General features: G+C 31.2%; 13 protein-coding genes. 8 read left to right on the top strand and 5 right to left on the bottom strand.

Translation table 11 applies throughout. The annotated features are described in order from the left end of the window. Nucleotides 1-52 precede the first annotated feature (52 nt). The 8 genes from IPH62_17360 to IPH62_17325 are packed head-to-tail and all read left to right on the top strand — an operon-like array spanning nt 53 to nt 19,389. Entirely contained in the window at nt 53-3,679 is a 3,627-nt protein-coding gene (locus IPH62_17360; GenBank protein MBK7107044.1) for a hypothetical protein, read from the top strand. A gap of 32 nt (nt 3,680-3,711) precedes the next feature. Further along, nucleotides 3,712-7,338 (top strand): hypothetical protein, encoded by a 3,627-nt coding sequence (locus IPH62_17355; protein MBK7107043.1) that lies wholly within the window; start codon nt 3,712-3,714, stop codon nt 7,336-7,338. A gap of 53 nt (nt 7,339-7,391) precedes the next feature. Continuing rightward, nucleotides 7,392-8,441 (top strand): PorV/PorQ family protein, encoded by a 1,050-nt coding sequence (locus IPH62_17350; GenBank protein MBK7107042.1) that lies wholly within the window; start codon nt 7,392-7,394, stop codon nt 8,439-8,441. Between the two features lie 35 nt (nt 8,442-8,476). Further along, a complete protein-coding gene (locus IPH62_17345; GenBank protein ID MBK7107041.1) occupies nt 8,477-11,200 on the top strand; it encodes a TonB-dependent receptor in 2,724 nt (907 codons plus the stop codon). A gap of 45 nt (nt 11,201-11,245) precedes the next feature. Then, nucleotides 11,246-12,688 (top strand): glycoside hydrolase family 125 protein, encoded by a 1,443-nt coding sequence (locus tag IPH62_17340; protein MBK7107040.1) that lies wholly within the window; start codon nt 11,246-11,248, stop codon nt 12,686-12,688. Nucleotides 12,689-12,735: 47 nt separating this feature from the next. Then, nucleotides 12,736-15,762 carry a GH92 family glycosyl hydrolase gene (locus tag IPH62_17335; GenBank protein ID MBK7107039.1) on the top strand — a complete coding sequence of 1,009 codons (3,027 nt, stop codon included), beginning with the start codon at nt 12,736-12,738 and terminating at the stop codon, nt 15,760-15,762. Between the two features lie 29 nt (nt 15,763-15,791). After that, a complete protein-coding gene (locus tag IPH62_17330; GenBank protein MBK7107038.1) occupies nt 15,792-16,910 on the top strand; it encodes a carbohydrate-binding family 9-like protein in 1,119 nt (372 codons plus the stop codon). 1 nt (nt 16,911) lies between these two features. Next, nucleotides 16,912-19,389 (top strand): prolyl oligopeptidase family serine peptidase, encoded by a 2,478-nt coding sequence (locus tag IPH62_17325; GenBank protein ID MBK7107037.1) that lies wholly within the window; start codon nt 16,912-16,914, stop codon nt 19,387-19,389. Between the two features lie 67 nt (nt 19,390-19,456). Here the strand turns inward: IPH62_17325 and IPH62_17320 are convergent, their stop codons facing one another. The 5 genes from IPH62_17320 to IPH62_17300 all read right to left on the bottom strand — a co-directional run bounded on the left by IPH62_17320 (nt 19,457) and on the right by IPH62_17300 (nt 26,934). Further along, a complete protein-coding gene (locus IPH62_17320; GenBank protein MBK7107036.1) occupies nt 19,457-20,215 on the bottom strand; it encodes a T9SS type A sorting domain-containing protein in 759 nt (252 codons plus the stop codon). 744 nt (nt 20,216-20,959) lie between these two features. Beyond that, nucleotides 20,960-23,218, bottom strand: a complete 2,259-nt coding sequence (locus IPH62_17315; protein MBK7107035.1) for a DUF4838 domain-containing protein — start codon at nt 23,216-23,218, stop codon at nt 20,960-20,962. Nucleotides 23,219-23,247: 29 nt separating this feature from the next. Beyond that, a complete protein-coding gene (locus IPH62_17310; protein MBK7107034.1) occupies nt 23,248-24,576 on the bottom strand; it encodes an alpha-L-fucosidase in 1,329 nt (442 codons plus the stop codon). Nucleotides 24,577-24,594: 18 nt separating this feature from the next. Further along, complete coding sequence (locus IPH62_17305; protein MBK7107033.1) at nt 24,595-26,073, bottom strand: alpha-L-fucosidase; 1,479 nt, start codon at nt 26,071-26,073, stop codon at nt 24,595-24,597. A gap of 33 nt (nt 26,074-26,106) precedes the next feature. Continuing rightward, complete coding sequence (locus tag IPH62_17300) at nt 26,107-26,934, bottom strand: chitobiase/beta-hexosaminidase C-terminal domain-containing protein (protein MBK7107032.1); 828 nt, start codon at nt 26,932-26,934, stop codon at nt 26,107-26,109.

The raw sequence follows: 26,934 nt of genomic DNA, 5'->3' as shown, positions 1-26,934 counted from the left end.
CTTAAATTATAGTACTTAGTATTCAATGATGAATTATTATAAGGTAAATCACATGAATATAAAATTATCAGTTATTAAATATTTATTTCTTGCCATTTTTATTTCTTCAGAAATTTTTTCCCAAGGTAAACCTTATGAGGGGCCAGAAGATCCAGCAGGTGATATCTCTCAATTACGAGAGGGATACATGAATGGAAATAGAGTACTGCTTTATTTCCAAAATTTTGGAAGGGCTGCAGATTGGTGGAGTAAAGGTGTTGGTGATTCGAGATGGCCGAATAATTATGAGGGAACAAGAATGATTGACCATGCACATCTTGCTGTTATGGGACAAGTTTTTGTAAAAGATTTTGTAACACCAATTACATCATTTACTGAGTTAGAATCATTACCTGTAAATGCACAAATTGATACTCTTTATTTTATTCAATCTTATGGTTCAAGCGGTGACCAGAACTATGATGCAACCATTGGATGGGGATTCTATCCAGCTAAAGGTTACTTCAATGAATCACAAGATTATATTGCTATGAGTAATAAGGAAGATTCGTGGCCGGTAGTTGGCTGGCCTTCAAGAGGATTTGAAACAAAATGGCCAGGCGAATGGAATGGTAGGTTTGGAAGAGGAATAAAATATGCTGATTTAGAATGCTATTATGCTTTTAATGATGCACAAGATTTAGAATATATTGTGAATAGAAATGATCCCAACCAAAGTCTAATTACAAATGGTCCAAGATATTATTCCCGCTCAAATTTAAAGATTGGTGATATTGATCCTACAGTAACAGTTCAAAAAGATTTTCCTTGGGGTGGAATGGGCTTGCGTGTTTCAACAAGAGGATTTCAGTGGAATAACCCCGAAGCAAGAGATATTATTTTTTGGGAATATGATATTTCAAACATTTCTGATTATGACTTGCCATCAATAGGATTTGCACTAATTGCTGATTTGGCAATTGGAGATGAGCACGGTCCTGATGATGATATTGCCTATTTTGATACTTATTTGGATATGGCATACGCATGGGATTATGATGGAATTGGCGTTGGTGGAAGAACTCCTGGATCTTTCGCTTTTGCATTTCTCGAAAGCCCTGGTGTTGCATATGATGCCCTTGATAACGATGACGATGGAATTATTGATGAAAAACGTGATAACTCAGCCGGACAAATAGTTGGTTCTATGTATCATATTTCTGATTTAAATAAATTTTTGACAGCTTATAATCTCAAAGAAGAAGATTTGAAGGAACATTTTGAAGGCGATGAAGATCAAGATTGGAGAGACGGGAATGATCTAAATAGCGATGGTGATTATTCTTATTTTGATGAAGGCAAACAGCTTTGGTTTCCGGATGAAGGAGAAACGGCTGGTGATGATGTTGGTCTTGACGGAGTGGGCCCAACAGACCTTAATTATGCAGGCCCAGATGAAGGCGAGTGTAATCATGTGCCGGATTATATTGAAGGAATTGGCTGTGAACCAAATTTTGCAGTAACTGATATTAGCGAATCAGATATGTTAGGTCTTACCACTTTTAGATTATCAAGTTATTCTGAAAGAGAATCCAATTTTTGGTACCCCATTCATGATAAAGAATTTTTTAACTATTTAGATTCAAAACAGCTTGATGAATTTACTGGTACGGATCCATCATCTATTGATCTATTATTTTCATCTTCAAAGTTTCCTTTGTACAAAGGAAGAACAGAAAGAATTTCTCAGGCAATGTTACATGCTTATGAAAATATTGCTACATTAATTTCACCTGGTCATAAGGCTCCTAATTTATATAACTTAAAAAAAATCGCTCAAATAATTTATGAATCAGATTATAGATTTGCTCAACCTCCGAAGATTCCAACATTATCAGCAACTGCTGCAGATGGGAAAGTAATTCTAACTTGGAATGATGCGGCAGATAAATTAACACGAGAACCATTCTTAAAAAATATAAATGATTTTGAAGGATACAAACTTTATCGTTCATCTGATAAATTGTTTTCTGATGCTGAAATAGTTACAAATAGTCAAGGGATTAAGATGTTTAAAACTCCATTGTACCAATGCGATTTAATTGATTCGATATTAGGTCATGCAAATTATGGAGTAGTTGGTGGAGCAGAATTTTATTTAGGTGATGATACAGGAATTAGTCATTATTTTATTGATGAAAGTGTTCAAAATGGACGTACTTATTATTATGCATTAGTTGCTTATGATTATGGCATTCCAGATATAGGGAATGGGATTGCTCCCGCAGAAAATAATATTGTAATGGAATTAGATGAGTCCGAAGAAATAATAAGAATGGGTGAAAATATTGCGGTTGTAACACCACATCAAAAAGCAGCTGGATTTCAAGATCCATCAATTACTCTAAATTCCTCAAGTACTATCGGAAATGCATCTGTAATTCCTACAATATTTGATTATAGTAAGATAATTCCCGGTCATACATATAAAGTCAAATTTTCTGTTGATACATTGGGTTATCTAAAGAAAAATGAAAGAGATAGAAGTCGTTTAGACTTAGTTATTGTCAATAACGGATTATCTGTTTATGATAAAAGTGAAAATGATAGATTAGTATATAAGGAAGATATTTCAAATTTTCCATTACAGAATATTATTTTCAGAGATGATAGAAATATCAATTACTTAAATGGACTTACGACACCTGTTGTTGCAAACTTTTATACTCCGAATAATATTTTTACAGATAATTTTGAAGGTATTCAATTATCACTTCAAAACCTAAATGGATACTTACCTGTTTCTGTTAACCAACCACTTCCGTCTACTGGTATAAACGAAAGTAAAACAGGATGGATAGTAGGAAAATCAGATATAAGAATAGAGGCAAGTTTTTTTGAATATTATGGATTTCCGTATGAGTATCAAATAGTATTTACAGATAATCCATTAGCGTATAGAAATAGGATAAATAAAAGAACGGGAATAAATAATATAGAAATGAGCGGAGAAGCGAATTATTTATTTGATCAAACATTTACATATTATGTAACCAATCAAAGTGCATTAGCGATAATAGGCAAGATAGATACCTTAGAGATGGTAGTAGAAGACATAAATGGTAATGGGACGTATGAAATGTTAGAAGATAAAGTGTTAGTAGGTCATGCAGTGATAAGAGAAATAGGAGGACAGCAATTGATATCATGGGGAGGGACAGTATTTGCGATAGATTTTAGAGAAGTAAGAGATGAGAATGGATTACCTAAAGCAGGAGATATATATAAGTATGAATTTAACCGACCATTTAGAGCAAGTGATTCGATAGAGTTTACTGTAAATGGAGGGGGAGCATTAGAGGGGTCAGTTCTGAATGAAGATATGGAAAAAATAAAAGTAGTACCGAATCCATATATAATGACAAATTCAATGGAGGCGGCAGTAGCGAATAAATTTTTGAACCAGCGAAGAAGAATAATGTTTACGCATATACCATCAGAATGTGAGATAAAGATATACACAGCAAGTGGAGTGCTGGTAGATGAGATAGAAGTAGAGAATACGTCAAGTAATGGGATAGTCCATTGGGATTTATTAAGTAAAGAAGATTTAGAGATAGCAGCAGGGATGTATATATATCATATAAAATCGAAATTAACGGGCAAAGAAAAAATTGGAAAATTTGCCGTGATCAAATAAGTTAATAACAGATTATAGAAGTTGAGAAAAAAATGTTTAAAATTAAAATATCTGTTGTAATTTTAATTCTATTTCAATTAGTAATTACAGGTCAAGGTAGACTTTACGAAGGACCAGAAGATCCGGCTGGAGATATTTCAGAAGAACGCGAAGGTTACATGAATGGAAATAGAGCATTATTGTACTTTAAAAACGCCGGCCAAATAGCAGATATTTTCCGTTTTGGTTATAACAATCCACGAGATAGTAAATGGCCAAATAATTTTTCCGGAACTAGAATGATTGATGTAGGGACTTTGGTTGTTTTCAGTAAAGTTTACGTAAAAAACGATTCTATACCTGTAACTGATTTAAGTGAAGTACGTTTCTTAAGATCAAATCAAAATATAGATTCTCTAACTTTTGTCCAATCAGGTTGGATATGGAATTATGATTCAAACTATGATAATACGATAAGATGGCAGTTTACACCGGTTAAAGGATATTTTAATCCAAGTCAAGATTTTGTGGCGATGAGTAATAAATCTGATTCGTGGCCTTTAGAAGGGTGGCCTTCAAGAGGATTTGAAACAAAATGGCAAGGCGAATGGAATGGCAGATTTGGACGAGGAATTCAATATGCTGATCTCGAAAGTTACTTTGTGTTTAATGATGCACAAGATTTAGAAAAAATTATTCAAAGAAATGATCCAGATGAAAAATTAATTACTGAAGGGCCAAGATATTATCCAAGACCAGGTGTTTTAATTGGAGATATAAATCCTGATGTAACAGTACAAAAAGGATATCCTTGGGGAGGACTTGGTATTAGAATTGCTACAAGAGGATTCCAATGGAACAACCCTGAAGCAAAGGACATAATATTTTGGGAATTTGATATAACTAATATTTCTGGATATGATTTACCAGTTAGCGGATTTGGTTATGATATTGACATGGCATTAGGTGATGAACACTCACCAGATGATGATATAGGATATTTTAATAAAGAATTAGATATGGTTTACGTCTGGGATTATGATGGCATTGGAGTTGGAGGAATTGTCCCCGGCGTTTTTGCAACAGCTTATTTAGAAAGTCCAGGGCTTGCTTATGATAATATTGATAATGACGATGATGGTTTGATTGATGAAAAGCGTGATAATTCTGCAGGAAGATTGATTGGAGCATATGATAATATAAATGACTTAACAAAATTCCTTGGATTTTATAACTTAAATGAAATAGACTTAAAAGAACATTTTGAAGGTGATGAAGATCAAGACTGGCAAGATGGAATTGATCTTAATGGAAATGGAACTTACGTTAAAAAAAATAGTGAAGGACTTTGGATACTTGAAGAAGGCGAGTCTTCTGGAGATGATGTCGGTTTAGACGGAGTTGGTCCCGCCGATTTAAATTATGATGGCCCAGATGAAGGCGAGTGTAATCATGTGCCGGATTATATTGAAGGAATTGGTTGTGAACCAAATTTTGCAGTAACGGATATTAGCGAATCAGATATGTTAGGTTTAACCACTTTTAGATTAATGCCTGATACAGAACGAGGTGCTAATAATTGGTTTCATGCAGATGATGAAACATGTTATGAGTTTTTAAATGCTCATGTGTTTGAAGAATTTACTGGTATTGAACCACAAAGATTAGGATTTGCAGCAACATCTTCAACTTTTGCGCTTTATAAGGGTAGGACGGAAAGAATCTCAATAGCACTTTTGCATGCATTTGAAAATTTACATGAATTATCGGCATCGGGACATCCTGCCATTAATTTGTTTACATTAAAGAAAACAACTCAACTAATTTATGAAGCAGATTATAGATTTGCACAACCTCCAGTTTTACCAACATTAACATCAACTGCAAGTGACGGCAAGGTTATTTTAACATGGGATGATGCTTCTATGAAACTAACTCGCGAACCGTTCTTAAGAAATATAAATGATTTTGAAGGCTATAAATTGTATCGTTCAACAGATAAATATTTTCAAGATTCTGAAGTTATAACAGATAATAAAGGTTCCGTGGCAAGTAAAAAACCAATATTTCAGTGCGATTTGGTTGATAATATTTTTGGTAACGCAGATTATGGCGAAGTTGGGGGTGTTGAATATTATCTTGGTGATGATTCTGGTATTAGACATTATTTTATTGATGATCAGGTTGAGAATGGTCGAACTTATTACTATGCGTTAGTTGCTTATGATTATGGTGCTCCAGAAATTGGGGATGGGTTATCACCAACAGAAAATAATATTACGTTTGAATTAGATTCCTCCGAAGAAATAATAAGAATGGGAAAAAACATTGCTGTAGTAACACCACATCAAAAAGCAGCTGGATTTCAAGATCCATCAATTACTCTAAGTCCTTCAAGCAATTTCGGAAATGCATCTGTAATTCCAACAGTTTTTGATTATGCTCAAATCAAACCCGGGCATTCGTACAAAATTAAATTTTCTGTTGATACGTTGGGTTATCTAAAGAAAAATGAAAGAGATAGAAGTCCGTTAGATTTTGTATTTATTAATAATGGCTTAACTGTATATGATATAACAGATGGCAATATTGTTGTGTATTCTGAAAATCAAAATAATTATCCAATGCAGAATATCATTGAACGAAATGATTTAACAACAGCATATTTAAATGGAATGTCTGAATCTATTAACACAAATTTTTATAAATCAGATGAAATATTTAGTAATAATTTTGACGGAATACAATTAAAGATGAATAAAATGAATGGTTATTTCCCATATGATCATTCATTTACGCTTTCAGAAAATGGTTTGAATAAAGAAGGTACAGGGTGGATAGTAGGAAAATCAGATATAAGGATAGAGTCAAGTTTTTTTGAATATTATGGATTTCCATATGAGTATCAAATAGTATTTACAGATAATCCATTAGCGTATAGGAATAGGATAAATAAAAGAACGGGAATAAATAATATAGAAATGAGCGGAGAAGCGAATTATTTATTTGATCAAACATTTACATATTATGTAACCAATCAAAGTGCATTAGCGATAATAGGCAAGATAGATACCTTAGAGATGGTAGTAGAAGACATAAATGGTAATGGGACGTATGAAATGTTAGAAGATAAAGTGTTAGTAGGTCATGCAGTGATAAGAGAAATAGGAGGACAGCAATTGATATCATGGGGGGGGACAGTATTTGCGATAGATTTTAGAGAAGTAAGAGATGAGAATGGATTACCGAAAGCAGGAGATATATATAAGTATGAATTTAACCGACCATTTAGAGCAAGTGATTCGATAGAGTTTACTGTAAATGGAGGAGGAGCATTAGAAGGGTCAATTCTGAATGAAGATATGGAAAAAATAAAAGTAGTACCGAATCCATATATAATGACAAATTCAATGGAGGCAGCAGTATCGAATAAGTATTTAAATCAGCGAAGAAGGATAATGTTTACGCATATACCGTCAGAATGTGAGATAAAGATATACACAGCGAGTGGAGTGATGGTAGATGAGATAGAAGTAGAGAATATGGCAAGTAATGGGATAGTCCATTGGGATTTATTAAGTAAAGAAGATTTAGAGATAGCAGCAGGGATGTATATATATCATATAAAATCGAAATTAACGGGCAAAGAGAAAATTGGAAAATTTGCCGTGATCAAATGAAAACATTTAGAAAAAATATTGAAAATAAATAACTAACAGGTGATATAATGAAGATGAAATTTACCTTCTCACTATTTTTGATAATGATTACAAATCTTGTAGTAGCTCAAAATAAACCTTATAGAGTTGGTACAACTGCTGCAAATTTTTTGGAAATGGGGATAGGTAGCGCAGCCAATTCAATGGGTGAGGCTTATGTTGGCGTTGCAAACGATATTTCAAGTATGTATTGGAACCCTGCTGGATTAGGATATATAGCATCGAATGAAGTACTGTTTATGTATCAGCCATGGGTTGCCGATATAAAAGTATCATTTGCAGGCGCTGCAATAATAATTCCTCAAATCGGAACTTTAGGTTTAAGTGTTACAAATATGGATTACGGAAAAACGGAAGTTACTACAATGGCGATGCAAGAAGGAACGGGTGAGACTTACTCAGCTGGAGAATATTCAATTGGATTATCATATGGTAGAAAATTAGCAGATTGGTTTGGGTTTGGAACTTCTATCAAATGGATTTCTTCGAACATTTGGCATCTCAGTGCAAATGCATTGGCATTAGATCTTGGTGTTATGGTCAATACTCAATTTTTCTCTTTTAGTAGTGATCGCGCAGATGGTATGTCTATAGGTATGAGTATATCAAACTACGGAACACGAATTCAATATGACGGAATTGATTTACTTGTGCCAATTGATTTATTGCCTAATGAAAATGGAAACTATAAAGATATAGAAGGACAATATAGAGTCCAAGGTTGGGAATTACCGTTAATTTTCAGAGTTGGCTTTGCGATTAAACCAATTGTAAGTGAATCTCAGCAATTAATTATTGCTGTTGATGCATTACATCCTAATAATAATAGCGAATCAATAAATCTTGGGACACAATACGAATTTAAATTTTTAGGAATGGGACAATTCTATTTACGCGGAGGTTATAGAGGATTATTTATGGAAGATTCTGAATTTGGATTAACATTAGGAGCTGGTGTGCATTTGAAATTATTAAATAATAATAATGTAAAAATGGATGTAGCATATAAAGAGGTAGGTATTTTTGGAAATACAATGACTTATTCAATTGGTATAACTTTTTGATTTTCAAACCAATGAAAAAATTCATGGGGAATAAAATGAATAAAAATTACAACTTATTTAAAACATTAGCTTTCTTATTATTACCGATTTTTATAAGCGCTCAAACAACTGGGAAAATTTCAGGTAAAATAACTGATATGGATACAGGTGAACCACTTATTGGTGTTAACATTTTAATTGAAGGCACTCAAATTGGTGCAGCAACAGGCGCAGACGGAACTTTTTATATCATAAATGTTCATCCTGGAAATTACTCAATAATTGCAAGAATGGTTGGGTACGGGACAGTAAGATTTACAGATGTAATTGTATCAGTAAATAGAACTGTTGAATTACCAATTCAAATGCAAATTGCTGTAATTGAAGGGGAAGAAGTAGTTGTTACAGCAAAAGCTATTGAAGTAAAAAAGGATCAAACAAGTTCTGTTAGAAATATTTCTTCTGATAAAATTGAAATATTACCGGTTGAAAATCTTGAACAAGTTGTTGCTATGCAGCCTGGGGTTGTAGTTGGACACTTTAGAGGAGGACGTGCAACAGAAGTAACTTATTTGGTTGATGGAATTCAGGTTGATGAATCATTTTCTGGTGAAGGTAAAATGGTAACAGTTGAAGCTGAAGCAGTTCAAGATTTAGAAGTTATTACCGGAACATTTAATGCCGAGTATGGCCGCGCAATGAGTGGAATTGTTAATGCAGTAACAAAAGATGGCGGGGATAAATTTTTGGGATCTTTTTCAACAAGCTATTCTAACTTTTTTACATCAAATGATGATATTTTTATTGGGTTAAATAGTGGTAATTTAAGTTTAAATTTATCTCAAGATTATAAAATAAATTTTCAAGGACCAATAATAAAAGAAATGTTGTCTTTTTTTGTTAATTATAGACACCAATTCATAAATGGACATTTAAATGGAATAAATAGATTTAATCCAATTGACTACAGTGATTTTGTCAGTGATAACCCAACTGAATGGCATACGGAAAATACTGGGGACGGTGAATATGTATCAATGATTAATAGTAAAAATATATCGCTATTGGGTAAATTATCTTTCAATCCATTTACCAATTTAAGGCTAAATTATTTATTTACATTAAATGACACTGAAGGACAAAGTTATAATCATTACGCAAAATATAATCCAGCTTATTTACCAACTGATTATGATGAATCTTATATGCATGCATTTACAATAAATCACATGCTAACTAATTCACTTTTTTATGAATTAAAAATTTCTCATGTACATAATCAAATTACAAGTTATAAATATGAAAATCCGCTTGATTCAAGATATATACATCCAAGATATAGTGGAACAGGTACTTCGGGATTTTTAACCGGAGGTGTAAGTGATCCAAATAGAGGCATTTCAAAATATCAAGATTTAAATATAAAATATGATTTAACATGGCAGGTTTCTAATCATCATAGTATAAAAACTGGACTCATTTATATCAATCACCTCGTTGATCAAAATGTAATAAATGTTAGAAATAAATGGGCTGGTTTACCTCAAGAAAATATAATGTATTTTGATGAAAACGGTAAAGCCATATGGCCATTTTATGAATTGGAATTAGTGCCAAATACGGAGAATACGATGGGAGTTTACACAGCGAAACCTTGGGAAATCTCCGGTTATATTCAAGATAAAATTGAATATGATGATTTGGTTATTAATTTAGGTTTACGTTATGATCATTTTAATTCAAAACAAAGATATCCTACTGATAGAAGAAATCCTTCAAATCAACTGAATTTACCTGACAGCATGATGACATCTTATGAATTAGCTGATCCGCAAGCACAACTAAGTCCAAGATTTGGATTAGCATATACACTAAGCAAATTTGCAGTGCTTAGATTCAGTTATGGCCATTTTTTCCAAATGCCGCCAATGTATTCACTATTTGAGAATAACATTTTCAGAGTTCCAGTAAACGATTTTGGAACAACAATGGGGAATTCACAATTGAGTCCGCAAAAAACAATTACTTATGAAATTGGTTTGTGGCAAGAATTAATGGATGGAATGGGATTAGAATTGGCGCTTTTCTATAAGGATATTTATGATTTATTAAGTACAAAAATTATTTCAACTTATAATCAAATTGAGTATGGCTTATATACAAATAAAGATTATGGCAATGCTCGTGGTTTGGAAATTAAATGGGATTTAGTAAGCGGTTCGATTTTTACAAATGTTAACTATACTTTTCAATTTACAAAAGGTAATGCCGATGATCCAATTCAAACATTTACTCGAGCTGGTAATAGTATGGATCCAATAAAAAGATTATTACCAATGTCTTGGGATCAAAGACATACCTTTAATGCAACAGTGGGCTATCATACACAAGATTATGGAATAACCGTAACTGCATACTACAATTCTGGAACTCCGTATACTTTTTCACCATTAACAGAAAGTCCTTTATCTTTAGTTAATTTATATCAAAACAATGATTATAAGCCTATAGGATATACAGCTGATTTAGCTGGTTATTACAATTTCAAATTATTTGATAACTATAATGTTAAATTAACATTAAATATTTATAATTTAATTGATCGCTTAAATGCAGTTTATGTTTACGGTTCAACTGGACAGGCATACACCACAATAGTTAGAGATGCACAAATTGCTAATCACCACAGTAATTATAATGATTATTATGATATTGTTGAAAACCCAGCTATGTATTCGGCTCCTAGACAAATAAAATTAGGTGTTGGAATGGAATTTTAAATTTTTTGGAATTATTATTAAGATTCTTTAAAGGATTACTCATATATGAACAATAAAATATCAAGACGAAAATTTATTAAAAATACTGCAACAATTTCCGGTGTTTCGATTTTAGGAATTGGTATGACGTCTGAATTATTTGCAGAGAAAAATTTTATATCACAGAGACCAAAATTAAGTGAAAGAAAATTTATCAGCGATGAAGTTGAAAAAACAATTATTGATGTAAAGAAAAATATTGAGGATGAAGAACTTGCTTGGATGTTTGAAAATTGTTTCCCTAATACGTTAGATACAACTGTAAAATTTGAGGTTAAAAATGGTAAGCCCGATACGTTTGTAATAACTGGCGATATCAATGCAATGTGGCTTCGCGATTCCTCTGCGCAAGTTTGGCCTTATTTATCTCTTGTAAAAAATGATGAAGCTTTGCGAAAACTTATTGCTGGTGTAATAAATCGACAAACGAAGTGTATTCTTATTGATCCATATGCAAATGCATTTAATTACAGTAATGAAGGAAGTTACTGGCAATCAGATTTGACTGATATGAAACCGGAACTTCATGAAAGAAAATGGGAAATAGATTCACTTTGTTATACAGTTCGTTTAGCCCATGGATATTGGAAAGAAACAAATGATACTTCTGTTTTCGATGAAGATTGGGTAAAAGCAGTTAAATTAATTATGCAAACTTTTAAAGAGCAACAAAGAAAAGATAATTTAGGACCGTATAAATTTCAACGAGTTTCTGCTGTTGCTACAGATACGGTTCCGCTTGGCGGATATGGAAATCCAACTAAACCAAACGGAATGATTAACTCAAGTTTTAGACCATCTGATGATGCAACAATTTATAGTTATTTGGTACCATCAAATTTATTTGCATTGCAATCCTTGAAACAATTACAAGAAATTTTTTCAAGTGTTATAACAAATAATCAAATTATAGAAGAAATTAAAAATCTAAAATCTGAACTTGAAGAAAGTATAAGTAAATATTCGGTGAAAGAACATTTGCATTATGGTAAAATTTATGCTTTTGAAATTGACGGATATGGTAATAAGTTATTTATGGATGACGCAAACATACCGAGTTTATTAGCTCTGCCATATTTAGGAGGAATAAATCATGATGATGAAGTTTATCAAAATACGCGTAAATTTATTTTAAGCGAAGATAACCCATATTTCTTTAAAGGAAAATTCGGTGAAGGAATTGGCGGACCGCACGTTGGCTTAAATATGATCTGGCCTCTGGCAATTACAATGAGAGCATTAACTTCAAACGATGAAGGAGAAATTAAAAACTGTTTAGCAACATTAAAGAAAACACATGGCGGAACTGGATTTATGCATGAAACATTTCATAAAGATGATCCAAATAATTTTACAAGAGCATGGTTTGCATGGGCAAATACTTTATTTGGTGAATTGATTTTAACGTTATATAAAACAAAACCTCACTTACTAAAACTAAATTATTGATTTAGCGTTTATTAAATTTTTTTTTGACACATGAATTTGGAATTTAAATGAAACATTTATTTTTTAAAATATATTTTACTTTTTTCTTTTCAACTTTAATTTATGCTCAAACTAATTATACAAAATATGTAAATACTTTTATTGGTACAGCAGAACACGGGCATACATTTCCGGGTGCAAGTTTACCATTTGGAATGATGCAGTTAAGTCCGGATACCGGAACTGAAGGCTGGGATTGGTGTTCCGGTTATCATGCAAATGATAATTCAATTATGGGATTTAGTCATACTCACTTAAGCGGTACCGGAGTTGGAGATTACGGAGATATTCTTTTTATGCCATTTACCGGCGATGCTAAGTTCAGTGCCGGAAGTAAAGAAAATCCGAATGAAGGATATCGATCAAGATTTAATCAATCAACAGAAAAATCTTCTCCCGGTTATTATTCGGTTTTTCTTGAAGATTACCAAGTTGCGGTAGAATTAACTACTTCAAAAAGATCGGGGATTCATAAATATAAATTTTCTGAAAATACCGGAAATTTAATTATTGATTTAGTTCATGGAATTCAAGATGCAGCAATAGAAACTTATATAAAAATTCTTGATAACAATAAAATTGAAGGATACCGAACCTCAAGCGGCTGGGCGAAAAAACATACAATTTATTTTTATGCGGAATTTTCGCAAAATATTTCTGAAAATATAATTCAATTAGATGGAAAAGAATTAAATGATAAATCAGCAAAAGGGCAATATGTAAAGGCTGCATTAAAGTTCAATTTTAATTCTGATAACGAATTGTTGGTAAGAATTGGAATTTCTCATTTAAGTATTGAGGGAGCAAAGAAAAATTTGTTAACTGAAATTCCGGATTGGAATTTTGAAAAAGTTAAGAATAACGCAGATGAAATTTGGAATAATTGGTTAAGTAGAATAGAAGTTGAAGGCGGAACGGAAAATCAGAAAATTACTTATTACACTTCATTGTACCATGCTTTTTTAGCACCAAATATTTTTAGCGATGTTGATAAAAAATATATTGGCATGGATGGTAAAATTAAAATTGCAGAAGATTTTGATATGTACACAATTTTTTCTTTGTGGGATACATTTAGAGCACTTCATCCTTTAATCACAATACTAGATGAAAAACTTACCAATGATTTAATCAAATCATTAATCGCAAAATATGATGAAAGCGGATTATTACCGGTTTGGGAATTGGCTTCTAACGAGACTAATACTATGATTGGTTATCATTCAATTCCCGTAATTGTTGATGCATTTATGAAAGGAATAAAAAATTACGATATTGAAAAAGCGTATAATGCAATGGTTAAAAGCTCTATGCAAGATGAAAGAGGTTTGGAGTACTATAAAAAAATGGGTTTCATTCCAATGGATAAAGCTCATGATGCAGTATCAAGTACTTTAGAATATGCTTATGATGATTGGTGTATTGCAATTATGGCAAAAGAATTAAGTAAAGAAACTGATTACAAATATTATATGTCGCGTGCAAAAAATTATATAAATATGTTTGATACAAAAACTAAATTTATGCGAGGCCGATACAACAGCGGTGAGTGGAGTAAAAATTTTGATCCAATCGCTCCATCATATTTGGGCTCCGGTGAGTTTACTGAAGGAAATTCATGGCAATATTCTTGGTTTGTACCTCAAGATATAAATGGCTTGATAAAATTAATTGGCGGGGATGAATTATTTAAATCAAAACTTGATTTCCTTTTTACTCTTCAAGTAGATTTAGAAAAATATCAAATGCCTTCAGATGTTACCGGACTAATCGGTCAATATGCGCAAGGGAATGAGCCGAGTCATCATATTGCTTACTTGTATAATTATTGCGGTTATCCTTGGGAGACACAAAATATTTTAAGAAAAATTATGGATGATTTTTTTCATGCTGGAAGAAATGGATTATGCGGAAATGAAGATTGTGGTCAAATGTCGGCTTGGTATTCTTTAAGCGCAATTGGATTTTATCCGGTGTTGCCGGGAAGCAATCAATATGTAATTGGTAGTCCGCTATTTGATAAAGTTACAATTCATCAAGAAAACGGTAAAGATTTTACAATATTTGCAAAGAATAATTCCCATCAAAATAAATATATTCAATCTGCTAAATTAAACGGAAGTAGTTATAATAAATTATTTTTCACTCATAACGATTTAAGAAATGGTTCAACTTTAGAATTTGAAATGAATTCCGAGCCAAACAAAAATTTTGGAAAAGAAAAAACTTCAAGACCTTTTTCGGAAATCAGTAATGAATTTTCACAAGTTAAATATGAAAAATATTTTGCTCCAACTATTTATCCTTCAAAATCTTTATTTGCTAATATGGTTAAAATTGAGCTAAAAAATTATGATGCCAATACGGAAATTCGTTTTACAAAAGATGGTTCAAATCCAAATGAAAATTCTGAAAAGTACGTCGAACCTTTTTTAATGAATGATTCATTTACACTCAAAGTTCAAGTTTTCGGAAATGAGTTACAGCCTTCTGAAATAATTCAGAAAAATTTTACTAAATCAATTGTTAGAGATGAATTAGATCCTTTTTATTCTTCAGAAGGGAAAATCTATCCCGATATAATTGAAAATACATTCTACAACAATAGTTATTCTGGCGGCGGAAAAAATGCATTAATCGATGGAAATTTTGCATCAACAGATTTTAGAAGTCCATACTGGCAAGGGTTTGAAGCAAATGATTGTGATTTGATAATCGATCTTGGTAAACAAACTGAGATAAAAAAAATATCGTCTAACTTTTTAGAAAATCAAGGTTCATGGATATTCTCGCCTAAAAAAGTCAAAGTTGCATTTTCCAACGATGGAAAAAATTTCAGTAAAGAAACAATAATTGCTGAAATTGAAATTAAAGAAAATTATGAAGTTGAAATAAAATCCTTTGGTAAAACTTTTGAGGATATAAATACTCGATATATTCACTTTGTTGCGGAAAGTGTTAAGCAATGTCCTTCATTCCACAAAGGAGCCGGAGCTAATGCTCATTTATTTGTTGATGAAATAACAATCGAATAAAAATAAAATATTTTGAAATGGCATTAAATATGAAAATAAAATTTATAGTTCTTTTTTCTTTATTTGTAAATATATCAGCCCAAACAATAAAGGAAGTTCCAATAAGTAAAATTCCGTTTAACCCGGAAAGTTATACTTGTTACAAAACAAATCAGCCGATAATTATTGATGGAAAATTTAATGAAAAGGATTGGGAGAAAGCTGAATGGACAAAGGATTTTGTAGATATCGAAGGTGATTTAAAACCAAAACCATATTATAATACGCGTGTTAAAATGCTTTGGGATGATGAATATTTTTACTTTGCAGCATTGTTGGAAGAACCTCACATTTGGGCAAAACTAAAACAACGAGATACGGTAATTTTTTATGACAATGATTTTGAAATATTTATTGATCCAGATGGAGATACTCATAAGTATTACGAGTTCGAGATTAATGCGTTTAATACTCAGTGGGATTTATTAATTGCAAAACCTTATCGAGACGGAGAAAATGTTGCTCTTAATGGATGGGACATTGCGGGATTAAAAACGGCAGTTGGTATAAATGGAACCATTAACAATCCGAATGATGAAGATAAATACTGGACGGTTGAAGTAGCTTATCCATGGAAAGCTCTTGCAGAAATGACTGAAATGAAAAGTCCGCCACTTGAAGGTGATAAATGGAGAGTGAATTTTTCTAGAGTTGAATGGGATACGGAAATTATTGATGGAAACTATAAAAAGAAAATTAATCCACAAACGGGAAAATCATTTCCGGAAAATAATTGGGTTTGGTCACCTCAAGGAATTATAAATATGCATGCACCGGAAACTTGGGGATATATTCAATTTACAAATAAACTTGTTGGAACTGAAAAAGTTGAATTAAATTTTTCCGATGACGAAAATGCAAAATGGGTATTAAGACAAATTTATTATGCTGAACAAGATTATAAAATAAATCATGGTAATTTCACTGATGATCTAAATGAACTTAAAATAAAATTTGAAAAAGAAGTTAAATCATATATCATGCCGCCGGTTATAAATGTTACAACAACACAATTTGAAGTAATTTTAAAAAGTAAAGATGAGAAATCATTTTTTATAATTTATCAAGATGGATTAGTTAAAAAACAAAATGTTAGTAATGAGAATTAAAATGAAAAAAACTTTATTAATCTTTGCGATCACAATTTTATTCCAAAATATTTTTGCACAAGAAAAAATAGTTATTAGTGAAGGATTAGCGATTAAAATAAATCCTCCGGATAGAAGAAGTCTATCGCAAATTGATCCAATTGAAGCCGCAATTGTAAATGGTACATGGAAAGAACCAAAAGAAAATGATGTAATTAAAATTGATACTATTAATTCGCAATGGATATGGGTGCAAGCTAAAGATAACGGCTGGTTTGAAGATAGGAATCTTAGAGGTTCGTACATTTATCATAGGTTTGAATCTAACGAAGAAAAAATTATGCTTCTTCAAGGGCATACTTATTATAACGTTTTCATAAATGGTGAACCGCGAATTGGAAATATTTATGGAACGAAAGAAAATTATGAAAGCTGGGAACCAAACTTTAACAATTCATTTCTTCCTATAAAAATTAAAAAAGGTAAAAATGAATTTCTGTTTCAAGTAAATAATGGAAGAATGAAAGCAGTATTGCATGAAATAAAATCACCGATATTTTTTAATCTGAATGATAATACTTTACCGGATATTTTTAAAAATGAATCGTACGATAATTTTGGCGGAATTGTAATTGTAAATGCACAAGATAAAACTTTAGAGGGAGCAAAAATTAAAGTTATAAATCAAGATGGAGATGAAACAATAACAGATGTTCCGAAAATTATTCCTATTTCTATTAGAAAAGTTAAATTCAATTTTAAAGGGAAAGTAAAAGATTCTAATAAAGAAATTCTCAAAGTTCAAATAATTGTTGATGGAAAAATTACAGACGAACAAGAAATAAAACTAAAATGTGTTGATAAACTTGATGCATATAAACAAACTTTTATAAGTTCAATTGATGGAAGCGTACAATATTATGCTGTAAAACCTTCTTCAAATTTAAATCCAGAAGATAAACAAGCTTTGTTTTTATCTGTTCACGGTGCAAGTGTGGAAGCAATAAATCAAGCTGGTTCTTACTCAAATAAAGAATGGGGAAATATTGTTTGTCCTACTAACCGCAGACCTTATGGATTTAATTGGGAAGATATCGGCAGAATTGATGCAATGGAAGTTTTAAATATTGCAAAACAAAAGTTTAACGTTGATGAAAATAGAGTTTATTTAACCGGGCATTCTATGGGTGGTCACGGAACTTGGTATCTCGGTGCAAATTATCCCGATCAGTTTGCGGCAATTGGACCAAGTGCCGGCTGGATCTCACTTTGGAGTTATCGATATAGAGAAAATCAAAATAAACTAAATGATATTCAAAAATTATATACAAAAGCCGCAAAGCAAAGTGATACTTACACTTTAGCTTCGAATTATTCTCAACTTGGTGTTTATGTTATTCACGGCGATGCAGATAGTGTTGTAAGTCCGTTTCAAGCAAAAAGTATGTTGCGTACATTATCATCATTTCATAAAGATTTTGATTCACACTTTGAGCCCGGCATGGAACATTGGTGGGATATTGATACAGTAAAACCCGGAACTGATTGTGTGGATTGGACTCCGTTATTTGATTTCTTTTCAAAACATTCTAGGCCGTTAAACAGAATTAAAAAATTATCTTTCACAACTGCTGCTCCGGGAATTTCTTCAAAAAATTATTGGGTTACAATAGAACAGCAAAACGAACTTTTTGAATTTAGTAATATTGATATTGAATTTATTCCCGAAGTAAATATTTTTAGAGTAAAAACAAATAATGTAAAAACATTTTCTATCAATGTTAAAGATTTGGGATTATCTCAAAATACCAATCTAAATTTTATAATTGATAAATTTAAACTTGAAGGTAAAATTAATGGAGAGAAAATTTATCTTACAAATAATGGAAACGATTGGATAACGTCTAATTTTATAAATCATGAAGAAAAAAATCCTAATAGATATGGTTCATTTAAAGATTTGTTCAGAGATAATTTAATTTTTGTTTATGGAACTAATGGTACTGATGAAGAGAATGAACAAATTCTAACAAAAGTTAGATATGATAGTGAAATGTTTTGGTATGTAGGAAACGGAGCTTTTGACATTATTTCTGATGGAGAATTCAATGCTGAAAAGTATAAGGATAACAATGTTTTACTTTATGGAAATAGCAATCAAAATAGTGCTTATAAAATTCTTCTCGAAAATTCTCCTTTAAAAATTTCAAACGAAAAAATTTCAATTGGTAAAAATATTGTTGATGGAAATAATTTAGCATGTTATGCTGTGTATCCAAAAAAGGGAAGTGTGAAAAATTTAGTTGGCATAATTGCCGGTACCGGTGAGAACGGAATTAAATTGTCATATATGCGACCTTACTTAAAACCCGGTTCTTCATTTCCGGATGTTACAATTTTCAATTCAAAAATTCTTGAGAAAAAAGACAATGGATTTAAAGCTGCTGGATTTTATGGAAATGATTGGTCTGTTGAAAAAGGTGAATTTATTTTTGAATAAAAAAAAATTATTTCTCTAAATTAAAATATTCTGATTCAATTCGTGATCAATTAAAAGTTTCAATAATCTATTTTAAGTATGTCATTTTTCGCACATAGGATTCTGAATTAATTTGCAATTTATAAAAGTAGATTCCAGAATTTAAATTCTTGGCAGTAAAATCAATAGAATAATTTCCCGAAGATTTATTTTCATTTATTAAAGTTGCAATTTCACTTCCAAGTACATCATATACTTTTAAATTTACATGTGAATTATTTTCCGGAATTGAAAATCTAATTGTTGTAGATGGATTAAATGGATTTGGATAGTTTTGAAATAATTGAAATCTTACTGGTATTATTTTATTCTCTGCAACATCAACTAAATTTTTATAATCATAATTCTCTTGCGCCAAATGATATAAATACAAATGGCCTAATGTTACATACCAAACATTATTTCTATTACTTATATGTTCAAGGTGTTCCCACGGATAAGTTTTATCCCATTCCATAACATTCGGGTGACACATTAAATGATAAACTCCGCCTTTGGCAATTACTTCATCAAACTTATTATTTAAATCATTGATATCGTTAGTGCCAATACCCCAGCCAAGTTGAGAAGCCGGCGGATCAAAAGCTCTTGTTACTGTAAATGGTGAGTATGTTTCGGATTTGTCATTCCACTCGCTGAATCCATCAAAAAAATCATTATGATAAAGTCTATTCACAAGCATTCTATTTTGACCAACAAGCGAATCAATTATTTCATCAAAATATCCGTTTGGTGCAATAAAAGTATAAACATATTCATAATCACCATTTCTATACAATTCCGGCATTTCCAAATTATTTATGATATCATTTTTACAACCGGTTATTTCCGAATCATAATCTCCATAAGCTGCCCATCCGGGATGTGTTCTTGTATGAACTCCGGCCTCAATAAATCCGGTATTAATTTTATTTTGTACAAAATTATAAGTATCTCGGCTCATGCCATTTGTATTCATTCCCAAAGTAAGATATAAATTATATTGCAGAAAATTTGAAATTGTTGCGTTGAATTTATTTTGACTCCATCCCGCCATATCGTCTGCACTTGCAGTTACGGCTGCATCTCGATTATCATAAAATTTTGTAATTTCTTCAAATGATAAAACTAAATTTTCGCTAAAATTATTTTCTGCTTTAAGAAAAACCGAATCAGTATGACTTTTAAATCCAATGGAAATAAAAATTAAATTGTTAACAGAATCAATTCTTACAGTTTCAATGTGATTATAAAAACTTGTTTCTACGAAATGCAATGTATCCCAATTTTCTGATGAAGAATATTTTTTTAATATTGTAATTCCATTTGAAATATTTGATACAGCAAATTTGTAAGAAAGTGGGAATGAAAATCCGTAATCTATATGCGATTGAGCGTCAACATTTATCAATATTTCTGAATTTATATTTTGAGAAATCGAAATAATATTTTCCGGTATAGAAAATGTTAATTGCGAAATAAAAAAAAGAATTACAACAATTTTACACTTCACGTTTGCTCCAATTTTGCGAGAACTAAATTTTGAAATTTATTAATTAACGATAATTTCATCAACAAATAACCAAGCTTTTCCGGTTCCGTTTGTATAACCAATGTGCCAAACGGGACAGTTAATTAAACTCTTCGTTTTAACTTTTACAAATTTTGCGGAAACATTATTTACGTTAAGAGTAAATGCTTGAGAAAATATTCCTTCCTTTCTCTCATCAATTTCATTTTTCACTTCGCCAACTTTTTCAAAATTTATTCCATTATCAGAAATATAATATTCTACAACTTTGGGCAGCCAAATCCATGATTTATGTTCTTGTAAAAAATTTGTCCTAAGTAAATTAATATTTGTTTTTTCTTTTAAATCTACAATAGCTTCAAATTCATTAGCTTCAAAACCAAGCCAGTTAAAGAAATAATTTGCTTCTCCGGTTGTTCCGTCTGTTAAAGTTTCATTCCCTTTAACAAAATAGTTTGGATGAATTTGACTAATTATATTAACATTTTTTTTGTATGCTTTATGAACAATCATTCCATCTTCAAAATATTTTTGCATTTCCATATAATATTCATCCGGCGATTTTCCTCTTTCATGCAACGCTTTTATTCCGGCTTTATTTGCATTATCAACAAAAAATTGTAATCTGTTTTTCATTTCTTCGCGGACAAAAACTTTATTATCAACCAAATCAAAAATTTGAAAATCTTTGGAAACATTTAATTTAGATAATTCTAAAATTGCGTACTCTAAAGGTAATCTTGCAGTTTTTACTCTTTCTAAAAAAGTTGGATTATCCATAACAGACTTTTCTGCTTCATTAAAAATCACGGTATATTTTTTTAATAATTCGGGAGTTAAATAACTTTCTTTTCCACTTGATGGATAGCCATATATTATAAGGTTTCCTCCGGATTTTTGAAGCGAAGTATGCATTAAATCGAAATAATTTCTTAAATATTTTGAAGCATCTCCGTAATAACCTTTCAAAAATTCATCAATAATATTTTGAACATTATCATTAGGATTCCATAATAATTTTGCAAGAACATAAGCTTTCATTTCATGAAAATCACTCCATGAATCACCACTTCCTTGTTCAAATAAATATTTTACACCATGATCAACAAACATTTGCAAATTTGGCTGAAGCACATGAAAATTCGGAAATGGATCAGTGTAACTTGAAAACTGAACAACATAATCCCAAATTTTTATATTGTTAGAAAGTTTGCTCCATTCTTCAATATCTCTGTTAAAAAGATCATCTTTATTTTCAGAAATTGGTTTGCTTCTATCACACTCAATTGTGCAAAGCACTACCATTACATTTGGTTCCGTTTTAATACCAATTGGAGCTTTGCGTGTGTATTGATACGCCAATGTAGAAATTGTTTTATTGGGAAATTCTTTTGCAACTTTGTTCACAAAATTTAACATCGTTGCCGCTGGGCTTCCATGAATTGAATCAATTGTTCTGCAATTTTTACAAGTACAATTTCCAAAATTATCATTCTGCGAAACATCCCAAACTTCCGCTTCGGGACGTTCTTTCATTTTATTTTTTAATTCATCTACAACTATTTTATAAACATTAGGATTTGTTAAGCACAATTGCTGATGAGGAATACGGTTTCCATTTATTTCTGAAAAATATTCCGGATGTTCTTTAAAATATTTATCAGATGGAACTAAATTTTCAAAAGTGTGAACAAATGAACCGTAATATTTTTCTCTCTCTGAATAATGATGAAGTTTATGCCAATCGCAAAATAGTTGAGAGGTACGTGCTGAAGGTAAATGTAATTCTCGATATATTATTTTTGGATTTTCTACCAAATTTATTTGAGGTAAAATAATCTCAGAATTTTTAGGAATTTCAATTACATCCGGTGTGAACATTTTACAGCCAAGATATTTATCTAAAAATGTATAAACTCCGTAAAGTAATCCTTTCTTTGAGCCGCCAATTATTACTAATTTATTTTCAATAGTTATAATTGAATAGCCGTCTTTATCAATAGAATCGGTACTGATATTAAATTTAGAAAGTCGATTATTATTTCCCAATAAAATTTCAAACTCAAATTCCGGTTCAGAATCTGTTATAATTTTAATTTCGGAATCAGTAACTAGATTTAAATATTTTTGTAAAATATTTGAAGCTTCAATTTCATTTTCATTTGGTTTAGCTGGGATTACAATTTTAAAATTTGATAATTTATTTTGTGCAGAAATAAATTCTGTAGAAATTATAAATGAAATTAAAATTAGAAATCGATAAATATTATTTTTAATCATTTTATTCACACTTTAAAATTGAGAAATAATTAATTGCTTTCAATTGCTCCAACTACTTTTCTATAAAGATCAATTTTATCATCGAATAAAATTCCAATTACGGTATAATATTTATCCAAAACATTTTCGGGAAGATCAATAAAAGTAATGCCGGGATAATCATTCCAATAAACTTTGCTGATTGTTTTGTGATTTAATGCGGTACCGTTGCCAACAACCCAAACTGAATTAATTTTATTTTTTACACCTTTTAAAGCAATTTGTCCGTTTGCATTTCCTTTTACAAATAAGTATAAAGTTTTTCCATCTTTAGAAAGTGAAGTTGGTCCGTAAAAATGATCGTACGGAATTCCTTGTCGAGTTCCGTAAATTGCATCTTTATGTTTTGAAGTCCACTTCCCAAATTCCTTCAAAATATTAATTTGTTCATCCGGAATTGTTCCATCAGCTTTTGGACCAATATCTAAAAGGAGATTACCGCCTTGACTTATACAATCAACAAAAATATCCAATAATTGCTGAGGCGTTTTATAATCTTTATCATTGTGTTGAAAGCCCCAAGAATCATTCATTGTGTAGCACAGTTCCCAATATTTGGATTCAGGTCTAACAACCGGCGGACCTTGTTCGGGAGTTTCATAATCTCCTCGACCTTGCAAACGTGAATTTATAATTGCGTTAGGATTTTTCACAAGTAAAGTATTGCGAACTTTATCAGCTTGCCATTCTTCAGCATTATGTTCCCAATCTCCATCGAACCACCACAAATCCGGATTATATTTATTTCCTAATTCCGTAAGTTGACCTTGATAATAATCTAAAAATTTATTCCAGCGAATTGGTTCATCAGAGATTTTATATCTTTTAACTTCTCTTGTAAAATCCGTATAATCTTCATGAGACCAATCGGGAAGGGAATAATAGAGGCCAACTTTTAAATCATTTTTTCGTAAAGCATTTACAAATGGAGTAAGAACATCTTTTTTCGCTGCAGAATTTTTGAGAGAATTTAAATTCCCAAGTTTTGTATCCCAAAGAGAAAATCCATCATGATGACGCGAAGTAATTACTGAATATTTTGCTCCGCTATCTTTAATTAATTTTGCCCATAATTCAGGATCATATTTAGATGCGGTAAATCCATCAACTTGTTTTAAATAATCTTCATGAGAAATTCTACCGTTGAAAAATGACCAAGATTCTGAGATTCCATTTACTGCATAAATTCCCCAATGTATAAAAATACCAAGCTTAGCATCTTTGAACCATTCCATTTTTGCATGATATAAAGAATCAGTATTTTGCGCAAAAACATTAATAGATGCAGCTAATAAAAAAAACATCAAATATTTTTTCATAAGAATTTTTCCAATGATTTATTTTTCAATTTGATTAATTTTAATTACATGCGCAAAATTAGATTTAGGATTATTTTGCATTTCAGCCGGAATATTTACTAATGTGCCATTTCCGATTTTTTCCCAAGATAAAGATTCGTTATAACCAAGTAAACTAACTTCACTTCCGGCTTTAGGTGTAAATGATGAAATGAATATTTTTGCCGGAATAGTTTTCTCATCATTATCAGCCATGTAAATAGCATAAACAGTGTTTGTGTTTTTCTTATTTGTGAAACAAATCTTATCTTCCTTGAAAGGAGCAATTGCGCGAGTTTCATAAATTGCTTCACTGTTTATTTTCATCCAATCACCAATATCGTTAAGTCTGTTGTAGGCATCATCCGGCCAAATACCTTCGGGACTTGGTCCAATATTTAAAAGTAAGTTTCCGCCTTTACAAACAATATCAATCAACATATGAACCAAATTGTGAGAAGATTTATATTGCGGATTAAAAACCCAACCCCAACCACCGCCGGCAATTATGCAAGATTCCCAAGGATATGGAAGTGATTCTTTTGGAACAGTATTTTCTGGTGTAAGATAATTTTGGTTTTTTCCTTTTACTGCACGATCAACAACAATAAGTCCGGGTTGAAGTTTTCTCGCTTTTTCAACAAGTTCATCCATCTTTATATCTTGATTTACAATTTTACTTTTTAGAAATCCGCTTGGTGAATGTTTAGCTGATCTATAATACCAATCTTGAATATCATTTTTTTGCTTTGCAACCCATCCGCCATCTAACCAAAGAATATCAACTTTACCATAATCAGTAAGAAGTTCTAAAATTTGATTGTGAGTAAACTCGGTAAACTTTTTCCATTTTTCGGGATAAAGTTCTGGATCATAATTTACGTTTCTATCAAGAGGAGGGAAGTATGGATCCCAATAATATTCGGAATGCCAATCCGGTTTTGAAAAATATGCACCGGCCCAAAGTCCTTGCTTTCTGAATGAATTAAAAATTTCTTTTGTAACATTTGCTTTTGGATTTGTATGAAACGGAACTTCCTTTGAAGTAATTTTATAATCAGTATATTTTGAATCAAACATACTAAATCCATCATGATGCTTTGTTGTGAAAACAACATATTTCATTCCGGCATTTTTAGCAGCAGCTGCCCATTTATCCGGATCAAATTTAGTTGGATTAAAAGTAGTTTTTAGGTTTTCATATTCCTTTTTATACTCAAAATAATTATTCGGATTATTTCCTTTTTTACGTTCGCACCAGCCGTAATCTTCTGGACAAATTGACCATGATTCTACAATTCCCCATTGGCTGTATGTTCCCCAATGCATTAATAATCCAAATTTTAAATCTTGCCATTGTTCAAGTTTTTCTAAAACTAACGGATCTGTTTCCGGAACATAATCTGTAACTTCATGCTCAAGTTGTGCAAAGATTGTAAAAGTCATAAAAAGCAAAATTATAAATAATATTTTCTTCATAATTCAATTCTCCAATTTTGATTTATATTAAATTTAATTCACAATTATTTCATCAATAAATAACCAAGTTTTTCCGCCGACACCGGGATGCCAGACTGGACATTTTCCAATATTCTTAGCTTTCACTTTTATATATCGAGCATTTAAGTTTTCAAATTTTGCAGTAAAATCTTTTGTTATAATATCCGGATTTTTTTGTGGAATATCATTTACAATTTTTTTCAATTCGGTGAAGTTTTGCCCATCTTCTGAAAGAGAAATTTCTACATACTCAGGAAAAAATATCCAAGAATTTGTATTTAAAATGAAACGAGGACTAACTTCAGAAATTTCTATATTTTTTTCTAAATCGATAATTGCTTCAAAATCTTTTCCTTCATAACCTTGCCATAATCCATCTCTAAAATTTAATGTTCCTCTTAATCCATCAAGAATTCCATTATCACCATTGGCTCTATATTGTTCTTCATATTTATTTATCAACGTTAGCTTTGCATTTAAAGCTTTATGAAAACTAAAAGAAAGTTGAATTTCTTTACTTATTGAATTTTTATTTAAGAACGCACCAACTCTTAAATTTGTAGTATTTACAATTTTAATTGGATCTTTATAATTCAATGAATTTAAAGTTGGTTGGGAATTATCTATTGTATAAAAAATTTCGATACCTTGCTGAGCTGGTTTAAGTTCAACTGTAAATGTATTCTCAGCTTTATCATATTTCGTTGTATAAATGATGGATTTAGATTCTTGTCCATATTTAATATTTCTAAAAGTTAAATCGGTGTAAGCATCTTTAACACGAGAATAAAAATCATCAAAACTTCTATCTTTTTCATCACTCCAAAAAACTTCCGTCAA

It is taken from the genome of Ignavibacteriota bacterium (assembly GCA_016708125.1).
Lineage (GTDB): Bacteria > Bacteroidota > Ignavibacteria > Ignavibacteriales > Melioribacteraceae.
The sequence above is the reverse complement of the archived record's forward strand: the minus strand, read 5'-3'. Positions and strand labels throughout refer to the sequence as shown.

What these genes read in the sequence shown, in the direction of transcription:
- IPH62_17325 (MBK7107037.1), top strand. Translation starts at nt 16,912, where the DNA reads ATGAAAAAAACTTTATTAATCTTTGCGATCACAATTTTATTCCAAAAT.
- IPH62_17320 (MBK7107036.1), bottom strand. Translation starts at nt 20,215, where the DNA reads ATGCCGGAATTGTATAGAAATGGTGATTATGAATATGTTTATACTTTT.
- IPH62_17335 (MBK7107039.1), top strand. Translation starts at nt 12,736, where the DNA reads ATGAAACATTTATTTTTTAAAATATATTTTACTTTTTTCTTTTCAACT.
- IPH62_17345 (MBK7107041.1), top strand. Translation starts at nt 8,477, where the DNA reads ATGAATAAAAATTACAACTTATTTAAAACATTAGCTTTCTTATTATTA.
- IPH62_17305 (MBK7107033.1), bottom strand. Translation starts at nt 26,073, where the DNA reads ATGAAGAAAATATTATTTATAATTTTGCTTTTTATGACTTTTACAATC.
- IPH62_17355 (MBK7107043.1), top strand. Translation starts at nt 3,712, where the DNA reads ATGTTTAAAATTAAAATATCTGTTGTAATTTTAATTCTATTTCAATTA.
- IPH62_17340 (MBK7107040.1), top strand. Translation starts at nt 11,246, where the DNA reads ATGAACAATAAAATATCAAGACGAAAATTTATTAAAAATACTGCAACA.
- IPH62_17315 (MBK7107035.1), bottom strand. Translation starts at nt 23,218, where the DNA reads ATGATTAAAAATAATATTTATCGATTTCTAATTTTAATTTCATTTATA.
- IPH62_17360 (MBK7107044.1), top strand. Translation starts at nt 53, where the DNA reads ATGAATATAAAATTATCAGTTATTAAATATTTATTTCTTGCCATTTTT.
- IPH62_17310 (MBK7107034.1), bottom strand. Translation starts at nt 24,576, where the DNA reads ATGAAAAAATATTTGATGTTTTTTTTATTAGCTGCATCTATTAATGTT.
- IPH62_17350 (MBK7107042.1), top strand. Translation starts at nt 7,392, where the DNA reads ATGAAATTTACCTTCTCACTATTTTTGATAATGATTACAAATCTTGTA.
- IPH62_17330 (MBK7107038.1), top strand. Translation starts at nt 15,792, where the DNA reads ATGAAAATAAAATTTATAGTTCTTTTTTCTTTATTTGTAAATATATCA.